The 21,651-nt window shown below is 40.1% G+C and carries 7 protein-coding genes; 6 read left to right on the top strand and 1 reads right to left on the bottom strand.

Annotated elements, in window-relative coordinates:
- The first annotated feature begins 42 nt into the window (after window positions 1-42).
- Window positions 43-1,959, top strand: coding sequence for a tetratricopeptide repeat protein (locus tag I4641_RS24090; protein ID WP_229639032.1), 1,917 nt, complete (start codon window positions 43-45; stop codon window positions 1,957-1,959).
- Between the two features lie 50 nt (window positions 1,960-2,009).
- Here I4641_RS24090 and I4641_RS03260 read toward each other — a convergent pair whose 3' ends face one another.
- Entirely contained in the window at window positions 2,010-2,552 is a 543-nt protein-coding gene (locus I4641_RS03260) for a COP23 domain-containing protein (protein WP_229639031.1), read from the bottom strand.
- Between the two features lie 246 nt (window positions 2,553-2,798).
- On the opposite strand from I4641_RS03260, the gene I4641_RS03255 reads away from it, so the two are divergent.
- From I4641_RS03255 to I4641_RS03235, 5 genes are all read left to right on the top strand, one after another.
- Window positions 2,799-6,629 carry a two-partner secretion domain-containing protein gene (locus tag I4641_RS03255; protein WP_229639030.1) on the top strand — a complete coding sequence of 1,277 codons (3,831 nt, stop codon included), beginning with the start codon at window positions 2,799-2,801 and terminating at the stop codon, window positions 6,627-6,629.
- Window positions 6,619-8,499 carry a ShlB/FhaC/HecB family hemolysin secretion/activation protein gene (locus I4641_RS03250; RefSeq protein ID WP_229639029.1) on the top strand — a complete coding sequence of 627 codons (1,881 nt, stop codon included), beginning with the start codon at window positions 6,619-6,621 and terminating at the stop codon, window positions 8,497-8,499. Before I4641_RS03255 ends, I4641_RS03250 begins: the two co-directional genes overlap by 11 nt.
- A 5-nt stretch (window positions 8,500-8,504) precedes the next feature.
- Complete coding sequence (locus tag I4641_RS03245) at window positions 8,505-11,147, top strand: CHAT domain-containing protein (protein WP_229639028.1); 2,643 nt, start codon at window positions 8,505-8,507, stop codon at window positions 11,145-11,147.
- Between the two features lie 795 nt (window positions 11,148-11,942).
- Complete coding sequence (locus I4641_RS03240) at window positions 11,943-13,631, top strand: ShlB/FhaC/HecB family hemolysin secretion/activation protein (RefSeq protein ID WP_229639027.1); 1,689 nt, start codon at window positions 11,943-11,945, stop codon at window positions 13,629-13,631.
- A 113-nt stretch (window positions 13,632-13,744) separates the two neighbouring features.
- Complete coding sequence (locus I4641_RS03235) at window positions 13,745-21,613, top strand: two-partner secretion domain-containing protein (RefSeq protein WP_229639026.1); 7,869 nt, start codon at window positions 13,745-13,747, stop codon at window positions 21,611-21,613.
- Window positions 21,614-21,651: the final 38 nt, after the last annotated feature.

Here is a 21,651-nt window from a genome sequence, read left to right as displayed (position 1 = left end):
ATAATGAACAAATTTACATATCCTTAAATACCATTAGATACCGTGTGTCCATCTCAAAATAAAGTACCTCTCGGTGCGGTTTTGCAGCAAGCAGGTCTTGTATCTGCTGATGATATAAAAGAAGCCTTACAACAACAACGCCAAGAATCGCAAAATAGACGTATTGGAGAAATTTTAGCTTCTCAGGGTCATATAAATCTCAAAACAGCAGATTTTTTTGCTGAAAGTTGGTTGATTTTAATTCAAGAAAAACCACAGCAACCCATAGGTCAGTATTTTAAACAAGCTGCATTACTAGACGATCGACAGATACAAACTATTCTAGACCGACAAAAGCAAAGTAAATTGAAGTTTGGTGAAATAGCGATCGCCACAGGCTGGCTCAAACAAACTACAGTTGATTTTTTCCTACGATACATAACTCCCCAATCTCCAACAGAATCTGAAAAAGCAACAACACAACAGTTAAAGTACTCTAGTGAGTCCGAATTTGCTCCCCTAGGACAACAAGAAAGCTTTTATAAAATAAAGTTAAAATTACTTAATTTAGAAGATCGAGAAGCTTATTCGGAAAAAGTTTTAGAAAAAGTATTGTTTTGGACTGGAGGTCAATCTTTTTTAACTCAAAAACTCTTCGGGCTTATTGGAGAAAAACGCGACCTAGTTATTCGAGGAAAAGAAGCAGAGCAAGTAGATTATTTAGTTCAAACCAGATTACTTAAGAATTGGCGAGAGGGAATAGCAGGGAAACACCTCCAAGCCGTTGAAGACCGTTTGCTTAATAACCAACAAAGCGAACCGATTCAACTGCTCCAACTCTACCATCAAATATTAACTACGGTAGTTGCCCCCGATCGCACTCTTCAGCAGCAAGAGCTATTAAAAACAGGTTTAGTGGTAAAACAACAAGAGCAATTAGTTGTAGCCAATCGTATTTATCAACTGATATTTAACCCCAGTTGGATAGATAACCAAATAACCAAGCTAAAACATTCCGATAATTCTGCTGTGGCGATTGTTCCCTCTAAGACCAAGGCAGTAGTACCTAGTTCTCCGAAAACAGCCAAACAATCTTTAACTTTGAAAAACCTGCTGTTATTATTGGCTTTACTAGCCCTAATCTTAATATTTTTTGAGAATATAAGCAAAAAACTTAAAGTTAGAACGGCTTTTAAACAAGGCAATCAATTTCTCAAGCAAAAATCTTTTAACGAAGCGATCGCCCAATACAATCAGCTATTAAATATCGATAGCAACTATTTTCAAGCTTGGACTAATCGGGGTTATGCCCTAGCTGGATTACAGCAATATGGTGAAATGAGAGAATCTTGTTCTACAGCTACCATTATCGATCCTACCGCAGTATATGCGTGGAATTGCCAAGGGGAAGCCTTACATAACCTGCAACGAGCAGAAGAGGCGATCCTCGCATTTGATAAAGCGATCGCTTTAGATCAAACCGATCCAATTTTTTTGATGAATAAAAGCGAATCCCTCAAAGCTATTGGCAAAGAGGAAGAGTCTCTGGTCACTATTTCTGAAGCGATCAAAGTTTTAGAACAAATAGAAGACACTAGAGGCAAAGAGAGGGTTAGGGGTGAATTTGCAGTAGCCTTGACTTTTTTGGGTAACGGCTATAGAAACAAAGAACAATACAAAACTGCAATATCCAATTACAACCGCGCTTTAGAATATTCCCCCAACTATTTTCCCGCCCAAATAGGCAAAGGGATTGTTCTCAAACGATTAAAACGCTATCAACAAGCACAAAAAGAATTTGAAAACATTTTAAAAAACAAACAACTTTCAACTACCAAACAAGCCCAAACTTGGTTTTATTTAGGCACAACTCTCTGTCAATCTCAATCTAGATCTTCTGGGATTGATGCTTTTGAGCAAGCCATTAAATTAGTACCAGATTATCAAGCAGCCCAACAAGCAAAACAAAATTGTATTTAGCACTCAGTCAAACAACGAAGATCCGAGCTTATTTCGCCCTATTTCCTAGCTTAAAATGGCCACCAAGTAGGGCGCAAATCTGTGTAGGTACGACTGAGGGTTCTATAAGAAGGTGACTGAGAACTTTTAAAATCCTCGCCTAACATATCATATAAAAGCTGGTTGGGATTAACTGCTCGATCTAAACTAAATAGTATTTCGCTGCTATATCCATCGCAGCTAACGCCTCTTCTTTCCACAGCACAAACTACGGGTTTGCCATCAATAGTATCGCTAGCTAAATAGTTCATCACCCCCTTACTATAGTAACTCTGTAAAGATGCGGCTGTTTTTTGACAGTTAAAAGATGCCTCTTCCGTAGAAAAATATTCTGGTAAAAACGACAAAATATGAGTTGTTTGAAAAGCTCGATCTACATCACCAGAAGATTTGTCTGAATTGGATAAAGTTGCAGCGATAGTAGGAATAGAAGTGCTAGTGTCACAACTAACTTGAATCGTATTTGTCGCATTCACTCGATGACCATAAGTCCCCAAAACTCCAAAAGCCACTGGTAAGGCGATCGCAGTCCTCAAGTAATTTAGTTTGCTCATAATCTCTTTGCGCGTTACTAATTATTAAAACTCTCTGAGATAAAAAATCACCTTAAATAATCAGGTTGATCGATCTCTAAGGATGTAATTGTAACAAAATAATCTCCTTAAGAATCACAAAAATTAAATTTAAGTATAGATCTATAGAATTTTAGTTCGGAACATCAGTATGCTTTTAGATAACAGCTTAAAAGTAGGTAGCTAAATTTAAGCAACAATTTTTTTGTTTACTGGAAAAATTAAACAATGCCTGAGAAATTACCGATCAAACCAACAAATCATCATAACAGCCAAAAATCAAGCCTCGACGGTAAATTATCAATTTGTTTAGCTACCTTGCTGTATGGAGGTTTTTCTCTTCTTTTCTGTTTGAGTCGTGGTGATTTGGTACAAGCCCAAATAGTACCAGATGACACTGTATCTACAGAAGTGAATAATAGTGACAATATCGCAGAAATTACGGGAGGAACTACCCAAGGTGGCAATTTATTTCATAGCTTTCAAGAATTTTCCGTAGATACGGGTAATACGGCTTATTTTAACAATCTTGGCGAAATCGATAATATTATTGGGCGGGTTACAGGAAGCTCTATCTCAACTATTGATGGATTTTTGCGAGCCAACGGCGATGCCAATTTAATTTTAATTAATCCCAACGGCATTGATTTTGGCGCAAATGCTCGATTACAAATTGGCGGTTCTTTTTTGGGTAGTACAGCCGACAGCGTTATTTTTGAAGACGGTACGGTGTTTAGTGCTGGAGATTTAACTGTTTCTCCTCTATTAACGGTGAGAGTTCCCGTGGGCTTGCAGTTGGGGCAAAATTCAGGAGCAATCAATGTAGCTGGGGTAGGACACGATCTTAGCCTAGATATCCCTATTTTCTTTCCTTTCAATCGGGGACAAGTATCGGGTTTAAAACTGCAATCTGGCGGGACTTTGGGATTGGTGGGGGGTGACGTTTCCTTTACGGGGGGTGTTTTAATCTCAGAACAAGGAAGAATCGAGTTAGGTAGCGTTGCTGAAGGTACGGTGTCGATCGCTTTTGGCGAGAGGGATTTTTCTTTGAGCTATGAAGGGGTAGAAAGCTTTAAAAATATTAATCTCGAAGAACGAGCTTTGGTTGATGCTAGTGGTAATAATAGTGGCTCGATCGCAATTCAGGGAAATAGAATTGCGATCGCTGATGGTTCGGCAGTATTAATTCAAAATCAGGGGACTGAAGCTTCGGGAAATCTAAAAGTCAATGCTAGAGAATTTTTAACAGTAGATGGCATTGCCGAAGATGGAATTATTTCCACTGGCATCTATACCGAACCCTTGGGAGATGGTGCGGGGGGAAATATTACCATTGATACTCCCAATTTAGAAGTTTCGGGCGGAGCTAAGATTCTCAGTACTACCTACACTCAAGCCCCATCGGGAAACCTCAAGCTTAATATTGCTGATAGTTTGCGGGTAATTGGCTTTGCCGAAATCAATCCCAATCAATTTAGTCTTATTTCAGCTCAAACTTACAATACAGGGGATGCGGGAGAGATCGACATTACTACTCAAAATTTAACCGCCTTGGATGGAGGAAACATTGCCTCTGTTACGGCAACCCCTAACGGTACAGGTTCTGGAGGAAATGTCACGGTTAATGCCAGGGAATCAATCTTGCTGTCGGGATTTAATCCCATCGCCTTTGCTCCCAGTCAAATTACCGCTGGTAGTGGGGGTGTTGGAAATGCGGGTAATGTCGAACTAAATACTAAAAATTTGACTTTGATCGAGGGGGGAAGAGTCGATGCTTCGGCTACCGCGACGGGGGATGCAGGAAACGTCACGATTAATGCCTCCGAGTCAATTATGGTAACGGGTACAGTACCAAATTCACTTAACCCCAGCCTCATTATTGCTTCAGCTAACATTCTCGATCCCGCATTGCGAGAATTGTTTAATTTACCTCCAACTCCTAGTGCTAACTCTGGCAATGTCATTATTGAAACGCCTCAGTTAGAAATTATGAACGGAGGGCAAGTAACCGTGCGAAATGACGGTACGGGTAATGCAGGAAACCTCAATATCAATGCCAACACTATTGCTTTGCGCGATGGAGGAGGTATCACCGCAGCAGTAAAAGAGGGTTTAGGAGGCACAATTAATCTAGAAGTAGCAGATTCTTTTACTCTTACTAGGGGCAGTCAAATTTCTAGTGACAATAGTGGCACGGGAGACGGGGGAGAAATCGAGATTGCTGCCAACTCTTTGGATATAAGCGATCGCTCTTTTATTACTACTACTACTTTTGGTTCGGGTAGAGGTGGTAATATCGTTCTCAATATTCTCGACCAGGTTAATATTACGGGAATAGGATTCAGGGAATTTCAAGAAGCGTTCCAAGCCAACTCTTTAAATGGCAATTTAACACCAGGCACAAGAGGCACGGGAATCTTTCTCGGAACAGCTGCCGAGGGTATAGGAGGGAATTTAGAAGTTAATGCTAATGCTTTAAACATAGCCGAAGGAGGAATTATCTTTAGCCCGATTTTCACCAACGGCACGGGAGGGGAGATCCAAGTTAACGCTAATGATATTACGATTGATGCTTCGGCTCTACAAATTGGTGCGGGGGTTGATAGTACCAGTCTGGCGACGGCAGGAAATATTTTTATTAATACAGATAGATTGATAGTGGAAAATGGTGGCACGATTGTCAACGCCACTTTTGGCGAGGCGACAGGAGGAAATATTAACATTGATGCCAGAGAGTCGATCAATCTGCGAAATACCCCTTCTGGTTCTCGATTATTCACGGGAATTTATGCTAACACCAGTATTGGCGAGGGAAAAGGAGGAAATGTAACTCTCCGAACCGATAACTTATCGATTGAAGATGCTTTTGTTAGCAGTACTACAGGGGGGTTTATTAATGACGATGCTAATTTGACTTTTAGTGGTGGTGGAGATGGTGGAAATATCAATATTGATGTAGCAGATACCATCGAAATTTTGGGCATTCCTACCGATCCTAGATTCGCCAGCGGTATCAACTCTAGTTCTTTTACTAATGGTGCTGCGGGAAATATCCAAGTCTCTGCCCGCAAGCTATTTATCCGAGATGGTTCGGAAATTGCTGCCACCACTCTTGGTTCGGGAAATGGAGGTAGTGTCAACATTAATGTCCTGGATTCTCTAGAATTATTTGGTACAACTACGATTAATAATATGAAACGAGGGGGAATTATCACTACCTCAGGACGATCTGCATTTCCCGATTTAGTAGCTAGTGGTGCATCGGGAGATATTAGAATCGACACTGGCAATTTAAAGATCCAAAACGGTGCGAGTATTGACGTTCAAAGTTTGGGAACGGGAAGTGCGGGGAATCTAAATATTGAGTCGGCTAATGATATTTTATTGGACGACGAAGGGATAATCTCTGCTGCCAATAACTTTGGCAATGGTGGCAATATTGATATTTTAGGTCGTAATATTTTTTGGCGTGGCAACAGTACTACTACTGCAACGGCAACGGGCAATGCTAATGGTGGCAATATTAACCTTGTTGGCACAAATCTAGTGGTTTTAGAATCCAGCAAGCTTACCGCAGAAGCGGAAAACGGAACGGGTGGCAATATTGATATTAGTGCGAAGGGATTATTTGTCTGCCAAGAATGTATAATCAGTGCCAGTTCAAGATTAGGGGTAGATGGAGTGGTGGAAATTGATACTTTAGAACCAGAAGCTACTTTTGGCATTGTTGAGGTGCCAATTAAGTTGACTCAACCAGAAGAAACCGTAGCTAGAGCTTGTTCTAATTCGACTCTGGCTAACAATAGCAAACTAACCGTTACAGGTAGGGGAGGATTGCCCAATAGCCCCAGGGAAACATTAAGCAGTAAATCTATAGTTAGTTTTGATATTCCCCAAGCAAATACCGAAACTAGAACAGAAGAAGAACCGAAAAAACAAGCTCTATTACCCAGTCCCGCTCGCAACTGGTATCAAAATAGTAAAGGAGAAATTATCCTCACCTCTCAACCTTCTGATAACACTCCTCGATTTAATTCTCCTGACTGTCATGTTCCCTAAGTCCCGCTCTAGTAGACTTAAAATTGCGTTATATCCTAATTCTCAAGTCAATTTGGGCGATCTCCATTCTCGTTATCAACTTAAAATTGCTTTCTGGGAATATTTGCTCTACGCCATTATTTTACTTGGAGATCGCCATGCAAAGAATTTCCAAAAATTAGGCAAACTTTTTATCTACATTTTGTTTATTGTTCTGGGCATAGTTCCGCGATCGGGAGTATCAGCCCAGCCGAACCAACCTTTAACCCCCGATCGCGATATACCGCCTCAACCCCAACCTTTACCCCCAAGGAACAATCCCTTAAATGATTCTCTCGATGCTCCGCCTCTTCCCGAATCTGTCTTAGATATTCCTGGGACAATTGTAGTGGATCGATTTACCTTTGTCGGAAGTACAGTATTCGAGGAAGCAGAATTAAACAAAGCGATCGCTTCTTTTACAGGCAAGCCTATTTCTTTTGCTCAACTAGTTCAAGCTGCTAGTGCTATCACCCAATTGTATGTCAGGCAAGGCTATATAACTTCTGGGGCTTATCTTCCCACCCAAAATCTTAGTTCTGGAACGGTACAGATTCAAGTAGTTGAGGGAACTTTATCAGATATAGAAATCAATATCGAGGAAGGGAGGTTAACAGAAAACTATATTCGCGATCGCTTAGAGAACAGGATTTCTACCCCCCTTAACATCAATCAAGTTCAATCTGCATTACAACTAATTCAACTCAATCCTCTGATTGCCAGCCTGGATGCAGAGTTATCGACGGGGATCCAGCCAGGGACAAATGCTCTCAAAGTTTCGGTTATAGGTGCAGATACTTTTACCCTCCAAGCAAGAGTCAACAACAATCGCAATCCTACTATTGGTAGTTTTGAACGGGGTATTAAACTATCAGAAGCCAATCTCTTGGGTATCGGAGATGAATTCAACTTAAGCTTTTTTAATACTGAGGGTAGTAACCAATATGGCGGAGATTATACTCTACCCCTTAATTCTCGCGATGGTACTCTTAGTTTTGATTTTCGCCTGGCACAAAACGAAATAATCGAGGCTGATTTTGAAGAAATAGATATTGATATCGAATCCCGAAGTTATAACCTAACCTGGCGACAACCAATTATCCAAAAAGCAACCCCCGAAATTAGTCGGGAATTTGCGCTTAATATCGCCGCATCCAGAAGAGAAAGCGATACTTCTTTGCTCGACACTCCCACCAGTATCTCCCCAGGAGGAAATGCTCGGGGAGAAATTCGTACTTCTGCTTTAAGTTTTGGTCAAGAATGGTTGCAACGCAATCGCAGACAAGTCATTTCCGCTCGTTCTCAGTTTAATATTGGGCTAGATGTTTTTGATGCTACCATCAATGATAGCGAACCCGACAGCCAATTTTTCGCTTGGCGGGGACAAGCATCTTATTTGAGATTGTTGAGTAAGCCTAAAGGTATACCTGCCGTTGGCTCGACGATATTATTCCGCTCGGAATTGCAATTGGCAACCGATCCTTTAATACCCACGGAACAATTTAGTTTGGGTGGTGCGACAACGGTGCGGGGTTATCGTCAGGATACTCTATTGACTGATAATGGTTTCTCCGCTGCTGCGGAATTGCGCTTACCTATTGCTCGTTTCTCTAAGCTCAATACCAGCCTCCAATTTGCGCCCTTCATTGATTTTGGTACTGGTTGGAATACAGACGATCGATCGATTGAGTTTACTACTTTATTGGGTACGGGGGTGGGTTTTATTTTGCAAAGCAACGAAAAACTATCAGCGCGGATCGATTGGGGTATTCCTTTAATTAATGATAATTCTACAGGCAATACCCTACAGGAAAGCGGAGTATATCTACAACTACAATACGATCTTTTTTAAAAAAAATGACTATTAACAAAATTATTATTTTTATATTTTCCGCTTTATTGGCTGTCGCTTTCCATTTGCCTGCCAAGTCTCAGACATCTCGATCTTCGCCAGCTTTGGATTTGGCGATCGCAGCACAACAGCTATATCGCACAGGTAAATTATCAACCGCTGCCATCACTTGGCAACAAGCAGCAACAGCATATCAAGAGCAAAACGATTCTTTAGGCAGAACAAAAAGTTCGATCAATCAAGCTCAAGTGTTGCAGGATCTCGGACTATATCCCAAAGCCTGCGACACTTTATTAGCTGTTTTTGGAGTCAACAATCCCGATTGCGATCGCGAACAAATCAATCAGTTAATGGAGGATTTTGAAGGTAAGAATCAGTTATCAACGATTCAAGGTATTGGTTTGCGGAGTTTGGCAGAAGTCTTAAAACACCAGGGCAAACTAGAAGAATCTGCCAGATTGTTAAGTTTGAGCGAACGTGCTACCCAAAATACGCCTGAATTTGGGGCGACATTGTTGGCATTGGGTAATGTGGAACAAGCTTTGGCAAATCGCAGTCGCGATCGCGATCGCTATGATAAGATTACTGAAATTATCGATCGCCAAGATCCCCAACTGGCATTAGAGCCTTATCAAAAAACTTTTTTAGCCTATACCAAAGTCACCGCAGACAATCGAGCATCCCCCATTGTTCGAGTTCAAGCACAGCTTAATTATTTGCATCTGTTAATTGAAATTGAAGACTGGTGGAAAACTCAAACCAAGAGGAGAATTGAGACTTGGCAAAGACAACAGGAAACTAAACTGATTGAGGCTGCAAATCGTTTTTCTGAGCTACTAGAATTTCGATTGACAAAGATTAGAGCGAGTACCATCATAGCTATCGATGGATATTGGCATCAAATACCCCCCAGTCACCAAAGCATTTATGCTCGCATTAACTACAGTCGCAGCCTAGCCGCCTTGGGTAAAAGCCAACGAGTAAAATCAATTCTACAAACCGCCCTAACTCAAGCAAAAACTATTGACTATCCCTTGGGAGAAAGTTACGCTTTGGGTTATCTGGGTCAATATTACGGTCAACAGCAACAATTAGACAAAGCGATCGCTCTTACCAATCAAGCTCTAATTTTGGCTCAAGAACAAGGTGTTGTTAATGATGCTCGGGAAGTTACCTATTTATGGCAATCTCAACTCGGTCAATTATTAGAACAGCAAGGAAAGATATCCGCTGCAATTCCTGCCTATACATCCGCTTTTAATACTCTTCAATCTCTTCGTACCGATCTAAATGCCAACAATCGAGTCGTACAGTTTGATTTTCGCCAGGAAGTCAAACCCGTATATCTGCGTTTGGCTAACTTATTATTACAAAGCGATCATCCCCAAGCTATCAACTCTTTTGAACTAGTTGCTACTAAGACTGATTCTAATCCCAACTTAGAGTTAGCTCGTCAGGTAATTGAATCTCTGCAACTAGCAGAATTGGATAACTTCTTTCAAGATCCTTGTTCGGAAACTGCCGACACTACCATTATTATCGATCGACTAGACGATCAAGCAGCAGTAATCTATCCAATTGTATTGGGCGATCGCCTAGAAATACTTCTTTCTTTACCCAATCAACCTCTACAGAGATTTACGACGAGAGTTTCTGAAACTACGTTGAATCAAACCATAGATTTACTCTACGATAGTCTTTATAACCCCAGCGTCAATAAATCTGCGGTTAATATTTTTAGTACCACTCCTCTAGATCCTCAAGAAATCACCGCAAATATGCAAACTCTTTTGCCTATTCTGCAAGATATATATAGTTGGCTCATCGAACCTCTAAACCCTAGTTTAACGGCAAATCAAGTTCGTACTTTAGTCTTTGTTTTAAATGGAAATCTACAAAACGTACCTATCTCTGCACTCTATGATGGCAAGCAATATTTATTAGAAAAGTATGGTGTTGCTCTAGCACCTAGTTTGCAATTGCTCGAACCTCAAACTATAGCCAGAGATAAAACAAAAGTATTAGCAGCAGGATTGAGCGAACAAGTAGAAATTCAGGGAAACATTTTTCCCGCTTTGGCTAATGTTCCCCAAGAATTAAATCGAATTAAAGATATTTTTCCTCAATCTCATAAGTTACTCAATCAAGAATTTACTACCGCCAGTATTAAAAAGCAACTTGAAGCTGGTTTCTCTGTCGTACACTTGGCAACTCATGGAATTTTTAGTTCTAATCCCGATGAAACTTTTATTATTACGGGGGATGGGGAAAAAATTGGCATCGAGACTTTAAGCAATCTCTTGAATTCTAGTAGTATCCATCCCGAATTAGTTGTCTTGAGTGCTTGTGATACTGCCGTAGGTGACGATCGCGCTATTTTAGGTTTGGCTGGGGTAGCAGTGCGATCGGGTACCAGTAGTACTATAGCTTCTCTTTGGTCGGTGGATGATTCTTCTACTGCCCAATTGATGAGTAAATTTTACCAAGAGTTTGAAGACCCTGCCGCTAAAAAAGTAGATGCTTTACAGAAGGCTCAACTATCCTTAATTGATTCTTTGCGCCAAGATCCTCCATCCCCCGCATTGAATAATTTACCACCCCATCCTTATTATTGGTCTCCCTATGTTTTGGTGGGAAATTGGCAATAAATTAAGCAATAAGTAGTATGATGAAAACTGATTATTTTCAAGGTTTTTGATCGGCGCGAAAATTTTTTATTTTAGGGATTTACGGCGATCGCCGTTTAATGTTAAAATTATTTTTATAATGGGAGTGGTGACTCTTATTGATGAGGGCTAATATTTCCATTATGATAATTTTTTTTTAGAATACCATAAAAAGCGATCGCTAGTCAAGATTTAAGTTTTTTTTCACACGACAAGCTACAAGAATACTTTGAAATCTCGAAACCATCAGCGCACGAACATCAAAGCAATTCCAGCTAAAGAAATTACACCCCCTAATATCGCTTGTAAAGTAATCCTTATAATCTTCAAAGAAAAGGGTGATTCTACGGAGTAATTATAATCGATCGCAACATTCAAAAGCCAAACAAGCCATTATGCAAAAAGTCGAATAAAAAAATAATTGTTTAACAAAAACTAAAATAATTAATAATTCTTTATTTGCAGTCTAAGACATTAATTTTATAGATCGTAAATTATGGTAAATAGCATAATTATCATTTATTTATCGAGATAATAGTAGTGTTTTTACCAGTAGTCTAATTAACTACGTAAGACATCTAAGTGTATTCCTAGAGGTATTTTGACTTCTTAATAATCAAAATGGATTAAATTGCGTAAAAATTCATTTTATTCTCGCATTCCAGCTTTTTGACCTAGTTGATATAGATCGAAATTGTCAATAATATCAAATATTTTTTTGAAGAGAAATTGATGTTGTATATTTGTTTGAGATTTTTAAGTTTAGGAAAAACAAAATTGTTTTTTCTAACGGTCCTTTTTCTAAGTATTAATGCCTTTTATTCGACAAGTATAATTGCTCAAACGACAGATACATCTAAAGAACCAATAGAAAGTTCGATAAATAATTTTAAATCAATTGAGATTTTCTGCACGACAAATTTAACACCAACAGAAATAAAAAAAGTTCTACCCGATTTTAAGATCGATAGTAAAACCAGCAAGCAAACAAATCCTCAAGAATCTCTAAATGCAGCTTCCCCGACAACATTTTGTCCCCAAAAAATAATTACCCTCAAGCCATCAAATAAAGCTTTGATCGCAGAAGAAGAATTACAAGAAGTTGCCCGACAAATAACTAAAATTTATATCGATAAGGGCTATATCAATTCGCGAGCCATACCCATAATAGATAATCCAGGTAACATTGCCCGAATTGTAGTTGATGAAGGAAAAGTCGATGTTGTAGTAGAAGGAACAAAAAGACTGCAAAATTACGTGCGATCGCGTCTAGAATTAGCTACCAATCCTTTAAATACCAAAAAACTCGAAGACCAACTCAGACTGTTAAAAGACGATCCTTTATTTAATAATATAGAAGCAACCTTACAACCAGGAAAAGTCAAAAATCAGACCCAATTAAAAGTTACCGTAACAGAAGCTACGCGTATTTCTGGTAGCGTGGGTTTTGATAACTTTTCCCCTCCTAGTGTCGGGGGTGAGCGTTTTGGAATGGGTTTAGCCTATCGCAACCTGACTGGTTTAGGAGACGAAATTTCTGTTGGATATAGCCCCAGACTAGAAAACTTTGCTACTTACGGCCTAGATTTTGGCTATCGAGTACCCATCAATGCCATGAATGGCACAATACAAGCAAATATTGGCATCAATCGCAATGAGGTGATTCAAGGAGAATTAGAACAGCTAGATATTCAAGGAGAATCAGAAAGATATTCTCTAACCTACAGACAGCCAGTAGTCCGCACTCCTGTAATAGAATCAGCCATATCAGTTGGCTTTGACTATCAAGACGGACAAACCTTTACTTTTCAAGGCGCGACACCCTTTGGTTTTGGTCCCGATGAAGATGGAGTAAGCCGTACTAGCGTCTTCCATTTAGGCTATGAATACACCAAAAGAGATACCGCTGGTGCTTGGGGATGGCGATCGCGATTGCGTTGGGGAACAGGGCTTTTTGGGGCGACAGAAAACGATTCTCCCATTCCTGATGGTAAGTTTATTAGCTTTTTAACTCAACTACAACGTCTTCAAGTAATTAACAATAGCAACTTTCTAATTTTCCAAGCAGACTTACAAGCAACTCCCAATACTTTACTACCCTCGGAACAGTTTAGTATTGGTGGGGGTCAATCGGTACGGGGTTATCGACAAAATGTCCGTTCTGGCGATCAAGGAATACGTTTTTCCGTTGAAGATCGCCTGACTGTAGCGCGTAATAGTAATGGTGATTCTGTATTTGTCATCGCACCCTTTGCAGATCTCGCCTATGTCTGGCAAACAATCGGCAATCCCAACCAAATCCCCGACGGACAATTCATTGCAGGTGCGGGTTTGGGTTTACTGCTGCAACCCATCGAGAACTTAAATATGCGTTTAGATTACGCACCGCCTCTCATCGATCTTAGCGATCGCGGTGACGATATTCAAGATGATGGTTGGCATTTTAGTGCGGGTTATAGCTTCTAAATCAGTTACCTAATTGTCGGGCGGGGAAGGCAAATAAATTTGTTGGTAATAAACTAACAACCCTTTATTGCCCGCCACAAAGATCGCTTATCAATTATTTATTAATTAAAATTATGTCTAGAAATATTGAACCTAAATATATTCGTTTTAATTTTCAATCTGCTAAAACTCGAATTCAACAAGAACGAAGAAAATTTAATTTACTCTCTAAAGCAGCAATGTTTTTGGCGAGTATTCCTTTCACTCTCGCATTAGCAATTGCACCCGCCCAAGCACAGCAGATCGTACCGAATAACGACGGGACAATGACTGTGATTACCGAAGATGGTAATAGTTTTAATATTGATGGGGGGACACTATCAAAAGATGGCAAAAACCTCTTTCATTCCTTCCAAGAATTTGGTTTGGATGCGGGACAAATTGCTAACTTTCTCTCCGATCCCAATATCCAAAATATTCTCGGCAGAATTAACGGCGGAAATCCTTCTATTATCAATGGTTTAATCGAAGTTACGGGGGGCAATTCCAACCTCTATCTAATGAATCCATCGGGAATTGTCTTTGGCAACAATGCCAGTTTAAACGTTCCTGGTGACTTTGCTGCTACCACCGCTACGGGTATCGGTATTGGGGATGGTTTCTTTAATGCAGTAGGGGCAAACGACTATCTCAATCTGGAAGGAAACCCCAACAGTTTTAACTTTTCAGAGACAGATGCAGGAACGATTATTAATGCAGGTAATTTAGAAATAGCCAAAGGACATAATATATCTCTAACTGGGGGAAATGTAATCAATACTGGTACGATTAAAGCCCCAGGAGGCAATATTACCGTCGCCGCAGTACCAGGAACAAACCGCATCCGTATTTCTCAAGAAGGACAAATACTAAACCTAGAGGTAGCCGTACCCACCGACAATTCTGGAGAACAATTGCCCGTTAAAGTTACCGACTTACCCAATCTCTTGCGGGGTTTGCCCGTAGAAGTAGATACGGGGGTAGAAGTCGCAGCTAATGATAAGGTTACCGTTGCTAATTCTGAAACTACTATCGAATCTGGAGATACAGTAGCCAAAGATATTACAGGAGAAAATATTACTCTTGAGGCAGATAACAATATTTCCCTCGTTGAAAGCGAAATAATCGCCACTGACGATCTTAATATACAAGCCAACAATACCGTCCTAGCAAGAGATAGCGAAAACAATCCTTTTATTGCCCAAGCAGGAGACGAATTAACTCTTCAAGGCGATCAAAAAATTGATGTATTTGCCTTAAATAACCCTGATAGCGGTTTATTTTCGGGGGGAGAGATGACTCTACGCTCTAATAATACAGTAGATGGCGACGCTCGTTATACTGCTGGGGGAGACTTCCGCATCGAACAATTGGATGGTACTCCAGGTAATTTATTTAGTCCTTTCGATCCTGTTGTTAGATCTTTAGGAGATGTCTTTCTCCAAGACTATACAGGAGCATCTTTACATATTTTGGCAGGGGGACAAATTAATATTACAGGGGATGTGATTATTACCAACCCCGATACGGTTAACTCGATTACTGAAACAGTTACTCTTTCCGATGGTACTACCCAAGTTGAGATCGCAGGAGACAGTCAACCTACTTTAGATTTACGTGCTGGTATTGATTGGAGTCAAGTACCAGGAGGGTTAATAAGCAATTCTGTAGCTGATGAAAGCGATTTCTCGATTCCTCCTTCAACTCTTAATGATGCTACCAATGCAGATATTATTGTTAGCGATATTTCTTTCCAAGCTGCTGATGGAGTTTTATTATTAACTAATCAATATTTTCCTAACACTACTTTATCGGGAGGAGATATTACCACTGCTAATATTCGTACTAGCGATAGTAGCGATCCTCCGACATTTACTGGGAATAGCGGTTCGATCTTTATTGACTCTCGAAATGATATTAGCATCGGCGATTCATTTTTAACTGATATTTTTACTATTGCTGATAATGGTAATTCTGGTTCGGTATTAATGCGGGCTAATAACAATATCGATATTTTGGGAGATATTGCTATTTCTAATAGCAGTGGCTTCGATGCAGGTTCGGTAGATCTTGCTGCTGGTGGAGATATCAATATTGTTGACAACGATGGTGATGGTCAAAATATTAGCGCGCTATCTAGCGGTACTGGTAGTAACGGTGGCGATATAGATTTAACTGCTGGAGGTAATATTATTGCCAATGGCATCTTAGGCTTAGACTCTGGTGGCGAAACGGCAGGAAATATTACTCTGAATGCAGGAGATGATACTATTCTCAGTCGTTTGGATGCAGGAGGAATTTCTAATTCGGGAAATATCAACGTTACTTCGGGAAACAATTTAACTGTTACTGGTAGTGTTGTCACTCAAACAGGTACGGAAGGAGAAATTAATTTAGAAGCGAATAATATATCCCTTCAGGGTACGCAAGTGTTTGGCGGAGAAATTACTTTAACTGGCGATGAAATAGATCTCCCTCCTACAACTGATGCAGTTAGCGGATTGGAAAATACTCTAACGATTCAAAAAAGATCTTCAGGTCAAAATGTAGTTGTTAACGCTACTGAAGACAATCCTGATAGTCTAGATCTTAGCAATGAAGATCTCAATGCCCTAAGTGATGGTTTCTCTTCGATAATTATCGGGCAAACTATTGAAGACGACACCAGCACCCTGACAGTAAATAATGGTAATGCGGTTTTCCTAGATCCTGTAACTTTCCAGTCGGGAAATATTGTAGTTAATGGCAACATCGAAGGAAGAGATAACGCCAGTGTCGATCTCAACAGCATTAGTATTGGTTCGACTACTCTCAACGGTAATGTTACTACTCAAGGACAACCGATTAATATTATTGACGATAATGTAATCGTGGCAGGAAATAGCAGCCTCAATACTACCGATGAAGGATTTGATGGCGCAAATATCGATATTCAAGGAACGATAGATGTCAGCGATGCTAGTACTGGTAGTCTGGATCTGACTGCTGGAGTAGGAGATATTATTTTAGGCGGTACTGTCAATGTCGATCGTTTAACGACTAACGGTACGGGAACTACTTCTCTAAATGGTAATGTAACTACTACCAGAGATCAGACTTATAACACTGGATTATCTGTAGGACAAAACGGTGAAGATATTACTTTACAGGGTAACGATCTTAACTTTAATGCACCGATAGAATTAGGTACGGGCGATCGCAATATAAACATCATTGCCCAAAATCGACTCGATCCGATTGAAAGCACCCTAGACGATGGCGACGTTACTTTTGCACCAGAAGCCGATCTTAATTTCAATGGTGCGGGTAATAGTAGTTTAAATATTGAAGCGGATAATAGTATTAATTTAGGAGATCCGACGGCCGACTTTGACGAAGTAACAGACAGATTAGAAATAACCGATAGCGATCCTACTACACCAGACTCATTAAATCTTACTTTAACAGGCGATCGCGATAATAATAATATTGGCGAATTTCAAGCTAATTTCCCTTTCTCTTTCGTTACTGGTGGTGGCAATGTAATTATTACTAGTAAAGATGAGTTGGGTGTCTATAATGCTAGCTTAATTAATTCTGGCGGTGGCAATATCGATCTGACTGGCAATCATTTCGGTACTGTTGGTAACAGTGAGGGAATGGAAATCAATGACAGCGATATTATTTCCGAGGGAGGAAATATTACCCTAACTGGTACGACTGCTGATGATAATGAAGGCATAAAAATTATTGACAGTCAAATTAATTCGGGAGGAGGAAATATTACCCTCACTGGCACGAGTAATGGAGAGGAAGGTATATCTATAAGTTCTCCTCGCAGTAGCGAATCTGTAATTAATTCTGCTGGAGGGGATATCACCCTCACTGGTAGAACTAATAATTTTGCTGGTATTGCCATTCAAGGCGGAGATGTTGATGATAATAACGGCATTAATACTACGGCTATTAATGCGGGATCGGGTAACATTACCCTAACAGCAGATGAAATAGATCTACAAACTAGTTCTAGTACCAATGGTGGGGTTGCTTTGCTGGGCGGAAACAACATATTTATCCAGCCAGATACTTCGGAATTAAATATTGCGATCGCAGGTACTTCTGAAAATCCTGACAGTCTCGATTTTACTATTGAAGATATTGCTGCCATTCAAGGTGATTTTGATGTTATTACCTTTGGCAGAAACGATAGTAGCGGTACTATAACAATTGCTAACGATCTCAATTTCAACACTAGATTAATTCTACAATCTCCACAACCCAATGGCACGATCGCAGTTAATAATAATATTGAGTCGTCTGGATTGGTGTTAAATGCAGGTAATGATATCAATGTAAATGCAGATATTAATTCTTCTGGTGATGTAGAAATAACTTCTGCCAATGGTGCGATCTCCACCAATGCTATTAATGCAGTTGCTAACGAATCAGCAGCAGGAAACATTAGCTTAACTTCTCCCAATGCGATCGCAACTGGTTCTATTGATGGTAACGGAGATATTAATATTGATGTCAACGGAACGAGCAATAATACTCAAGGTTTATTTACTACTAGTGGGACTATTCCTGGAACAAGCACCAGCATCAGAGGAACAAATGTAACTATCGAACACGGTGGTGGTAATACCAATCCCAGAACCGAATTTACGGTTGGCGATGCAACTATTAACGGTACGACAGGAAATATTATTACTTCCGAAAACGTTAATACTGTTACTCCTTTTCCCAATAGTTTTACTTCAACTGGTAATACGATCGCAATTTTAACTACAGATCAACCTCCTGTAGTTCCTCCCGTAGTTTCCCCAACCGTTGAAGGAGAATTACCCATTGTCGCAGCTAATGACGATACGGGTTCGGTTGTTACCGCCCAAGAAGATGGCGTTACTTTTGATCTGACTGGTGGCTTGACTTCCAGCGATCCAGAAAATCAAAATCTCTTTCATAGTTTCTCTCGCTTTGATTTACCTCAAACAGATCAAACTGCCAACTTTGTTATTAGTAACAATTCCATTAATAACGTTCTAGCGCGAGTATCTAGTGGCGATGCTTCCGAGATTAATGGCGCAATCCAAATTACAGGTGATGGTAATCTCAATCTGTTCCTAATTAATCCTGCGGGGGTTATCTTTGGCGAACAGGCTAGTTTAAATGTTCCTGCCGACTTTTCCGTCACTACTGTCACTACTGCTAACGGAATTGGTTTTAGCGAAGGCTGGTTTAGTGCTTCTGGTGATTTTAGTCCCTTGAATGGCAATCCTACTAGAATTGCCGTAACTGAAAATGGTGCGGGAACGATTATTAATCTTGCAGATAACAGCGTTACTAATGCGGAAGGAGTAGAAGATCTACCCAACGACTTCGATCTAGAGATCCCCGAAAATGAAGCCATAGGTGCGGGAGAAATTACTTTTGAGGGAGTTGTTGAAACTGAAGGTAATAATATTACCGCAGTAGCCGAAAACAATCTTAATCTCAATTCCATTGACTCTTCTTCAGAAGAAGGGGAAGGGGGAGATATTGCCATTATCAGTACCAATGGCGCGATCGATGTTTCGTCTCCTCTGGGTATCTATTCCTATACTGCTAATGGCGATGGTGGCGATGTTACCCTATATGCCAAAAATAATATTCGGATTATTGGTGTTGCTTCAGGTTCGAGTGAAAGCGATGGTGGAAATATTCAAATTACATCTGTTGAAGGCGGAATTGATGCTACCCAAGAAATTATTATAGATAGCGATGATGACGGACTGGCTGAAACTTTAGATCTGGGAATTTTCGTATCTGGTGGTAGAGAAAAAGGTGGCGATATCACCTTGAAAGCAGCGCAGGATATTACCACGGGATATATTTATTCTGGTTCTTTTGGCGAAATTGACAGCGAAGTTGACAGCGAATCTTTCCAAGGAGGAAATGTTTTTCTTCAAAGTACGAGAGGGAATATCGATACAAGTAAAGGTGTCAATCAAGCATATATCGATGGAGTTGTTACCATTGCTAATAATTCCCCTGACATTAATCCAGAAGGAACCGATCTGACATTAGAACCATCAAATATAGCCGAAAGACTGCTTTTTGATTTACCACAAGAAATTAGAAATAACGCAGACTTCAATTTGACAGATACTATTTTATCTGGGATTAGTTCTTTTTCGATTAACAATAGTGGTGCAATTAGCTTAACTACCAGTACGGATAATCGAGATATTGTTGCCAGCACTATTAATGCGGAAAGTAACGAAGGAGATGGTGGAGATATTAACGTCACAACTCAAAGATTTTTCCGCGCCACCGAACAATTTATTTCCCTGATATCCACTCTATCTTTTGAAGAAGAGAATGAAGCAGAAGAAACAGAAAGCACTTCTCCTAACCCTAACGTCAGTATATCGACATTGAGTCCTGATGGTAGCAGTGGTGATATTATTATCCGTCATGGGGGAGATGGCGAAACCCCATTCACTATTGGTAATGCTGAAGTTAATGGTACTGAAGGGAATATTTATAGCAACAGCTTCCCCTTCTCGATTGGCGACTCATTTTTATTCACCGAAATACGAAGCAATATCAGCATCATCTCTGTCGATGGAGTCAGAATCCTTCCAACAGAAGACGATCCAGGGGAATTCTTATCTCATCCACCCGAACAACAAGTAGCAGTTAGCTCTAGTTTTAACCCTACTCTCAATATTTCTTCCATTCCCGAAGCGCAAAAAACTTTGATGAAAATTGCCGAAGAAGCAGCGCAAAAACCTGCTTTAGCCTATGTCAATTTTTCTCCTGCAAAACTCAACGCTAACGAAACTGCCGAAGATTCTTTTCTCAATTCCGAAAGCTGTCGTACTGCTGAATATCAAGCTTCATTGGGTATCAAACAAGTCGATACTGCACCTTCATTGTGCATTGCACCTCAGCCGAGCGATCGCTTGGAACTTTTGGTCATTACTAGCGAAGGTGAGCCAATTTACGTCCCTGTAGATGTTACCCGCGAGGAAGTCGAAAAAGTAGCCGAAAAGCTCTACCGACAAGTTTCTCGCCCTACTGGCAGATATTATAAAGCTCCTGCCAAACAAATGTATGAGTGGTTGATCGGTACAATCGAAAACCAATTAGAAGAACGGGAAATAGATAACTTATTATTTATTATGCCTCCCAAATTGCGATCGCTCCCCATCGCAGCACTATACGATGCTAAAACTGATTTATTCTTAGCCCAAAAAAGCTTTAATGTTGGTTTTGCTCCGAGTCTTAACCTAATGAACACCACCTATAGAAATATTCAAGACTCTGCTGTCTTGGCTTTTGGAGCTTCGGATTTTGAGAGTGACGAAAATCAATCTGCACTCCCTGCCGTAGAAATTGAATTATCCACAATTAAAAAACTCAGAGGAGGTAAATCGATTATGAATGAGAACTTTACCTTTGATAACCTCAAGGAAAATTTAGGCGATCGCCGCCCCGCGATCGTTCACCTTTCTACCCATGCAGACTTCAACCCCAAAGACATCGAAGATATTTACATTCAACTCTACAATCGCAAGCTTACTCTTGATGAGTTGAAAGAACTAAAACTTAACGATCCTGTCGTAGATCTCATGGTTATCTCTGCCTGTCGCTCTGCATTTGGCGATAATGAAGCAGAACTCGGTTTTGGCGGTTTGGCTGTCAAAGCGGGGGTAAAAACTGCCATTGGTAGCCTTTGGTATGTGGGAGACACTAGTACTTCTGGTCTGATGAGTGAATTTTATCATCAGCTAAAAACTGCTCCTACAAAAGCCGAAGCTTTACGAAAAGCTCAACAAGCAGTCATCGAACAACAAGTTAAAAGTGGTGAGGATGAAATAACAACTACTTGGGGTACTATACCTTTACCAGAAAAACTCCAGAACGAAAACAACGAAAATGCAGATTGGTCTCATCCTTATTTCTGGGCTCCATTTACTATTATTGGTAGTCCTTGGTAAACAATTTATTTGATATTTGGCGATCGCGATTCTTGGAG

This window comes from Waterburya agarophytonicola KI4 (genome assembly GCF_020640915.1).
GTDB lineage: Bacteria > Cyanobacteriota > Cyanobacteriia > Cyanobacteriales > Xenococcaceae > Waterburya > Waterburya agarophytonicola.
Note: the sequence above shows the minus strand (reverse complement) of the source record. Positions and strands in the feature narration are given on the sequence as shown.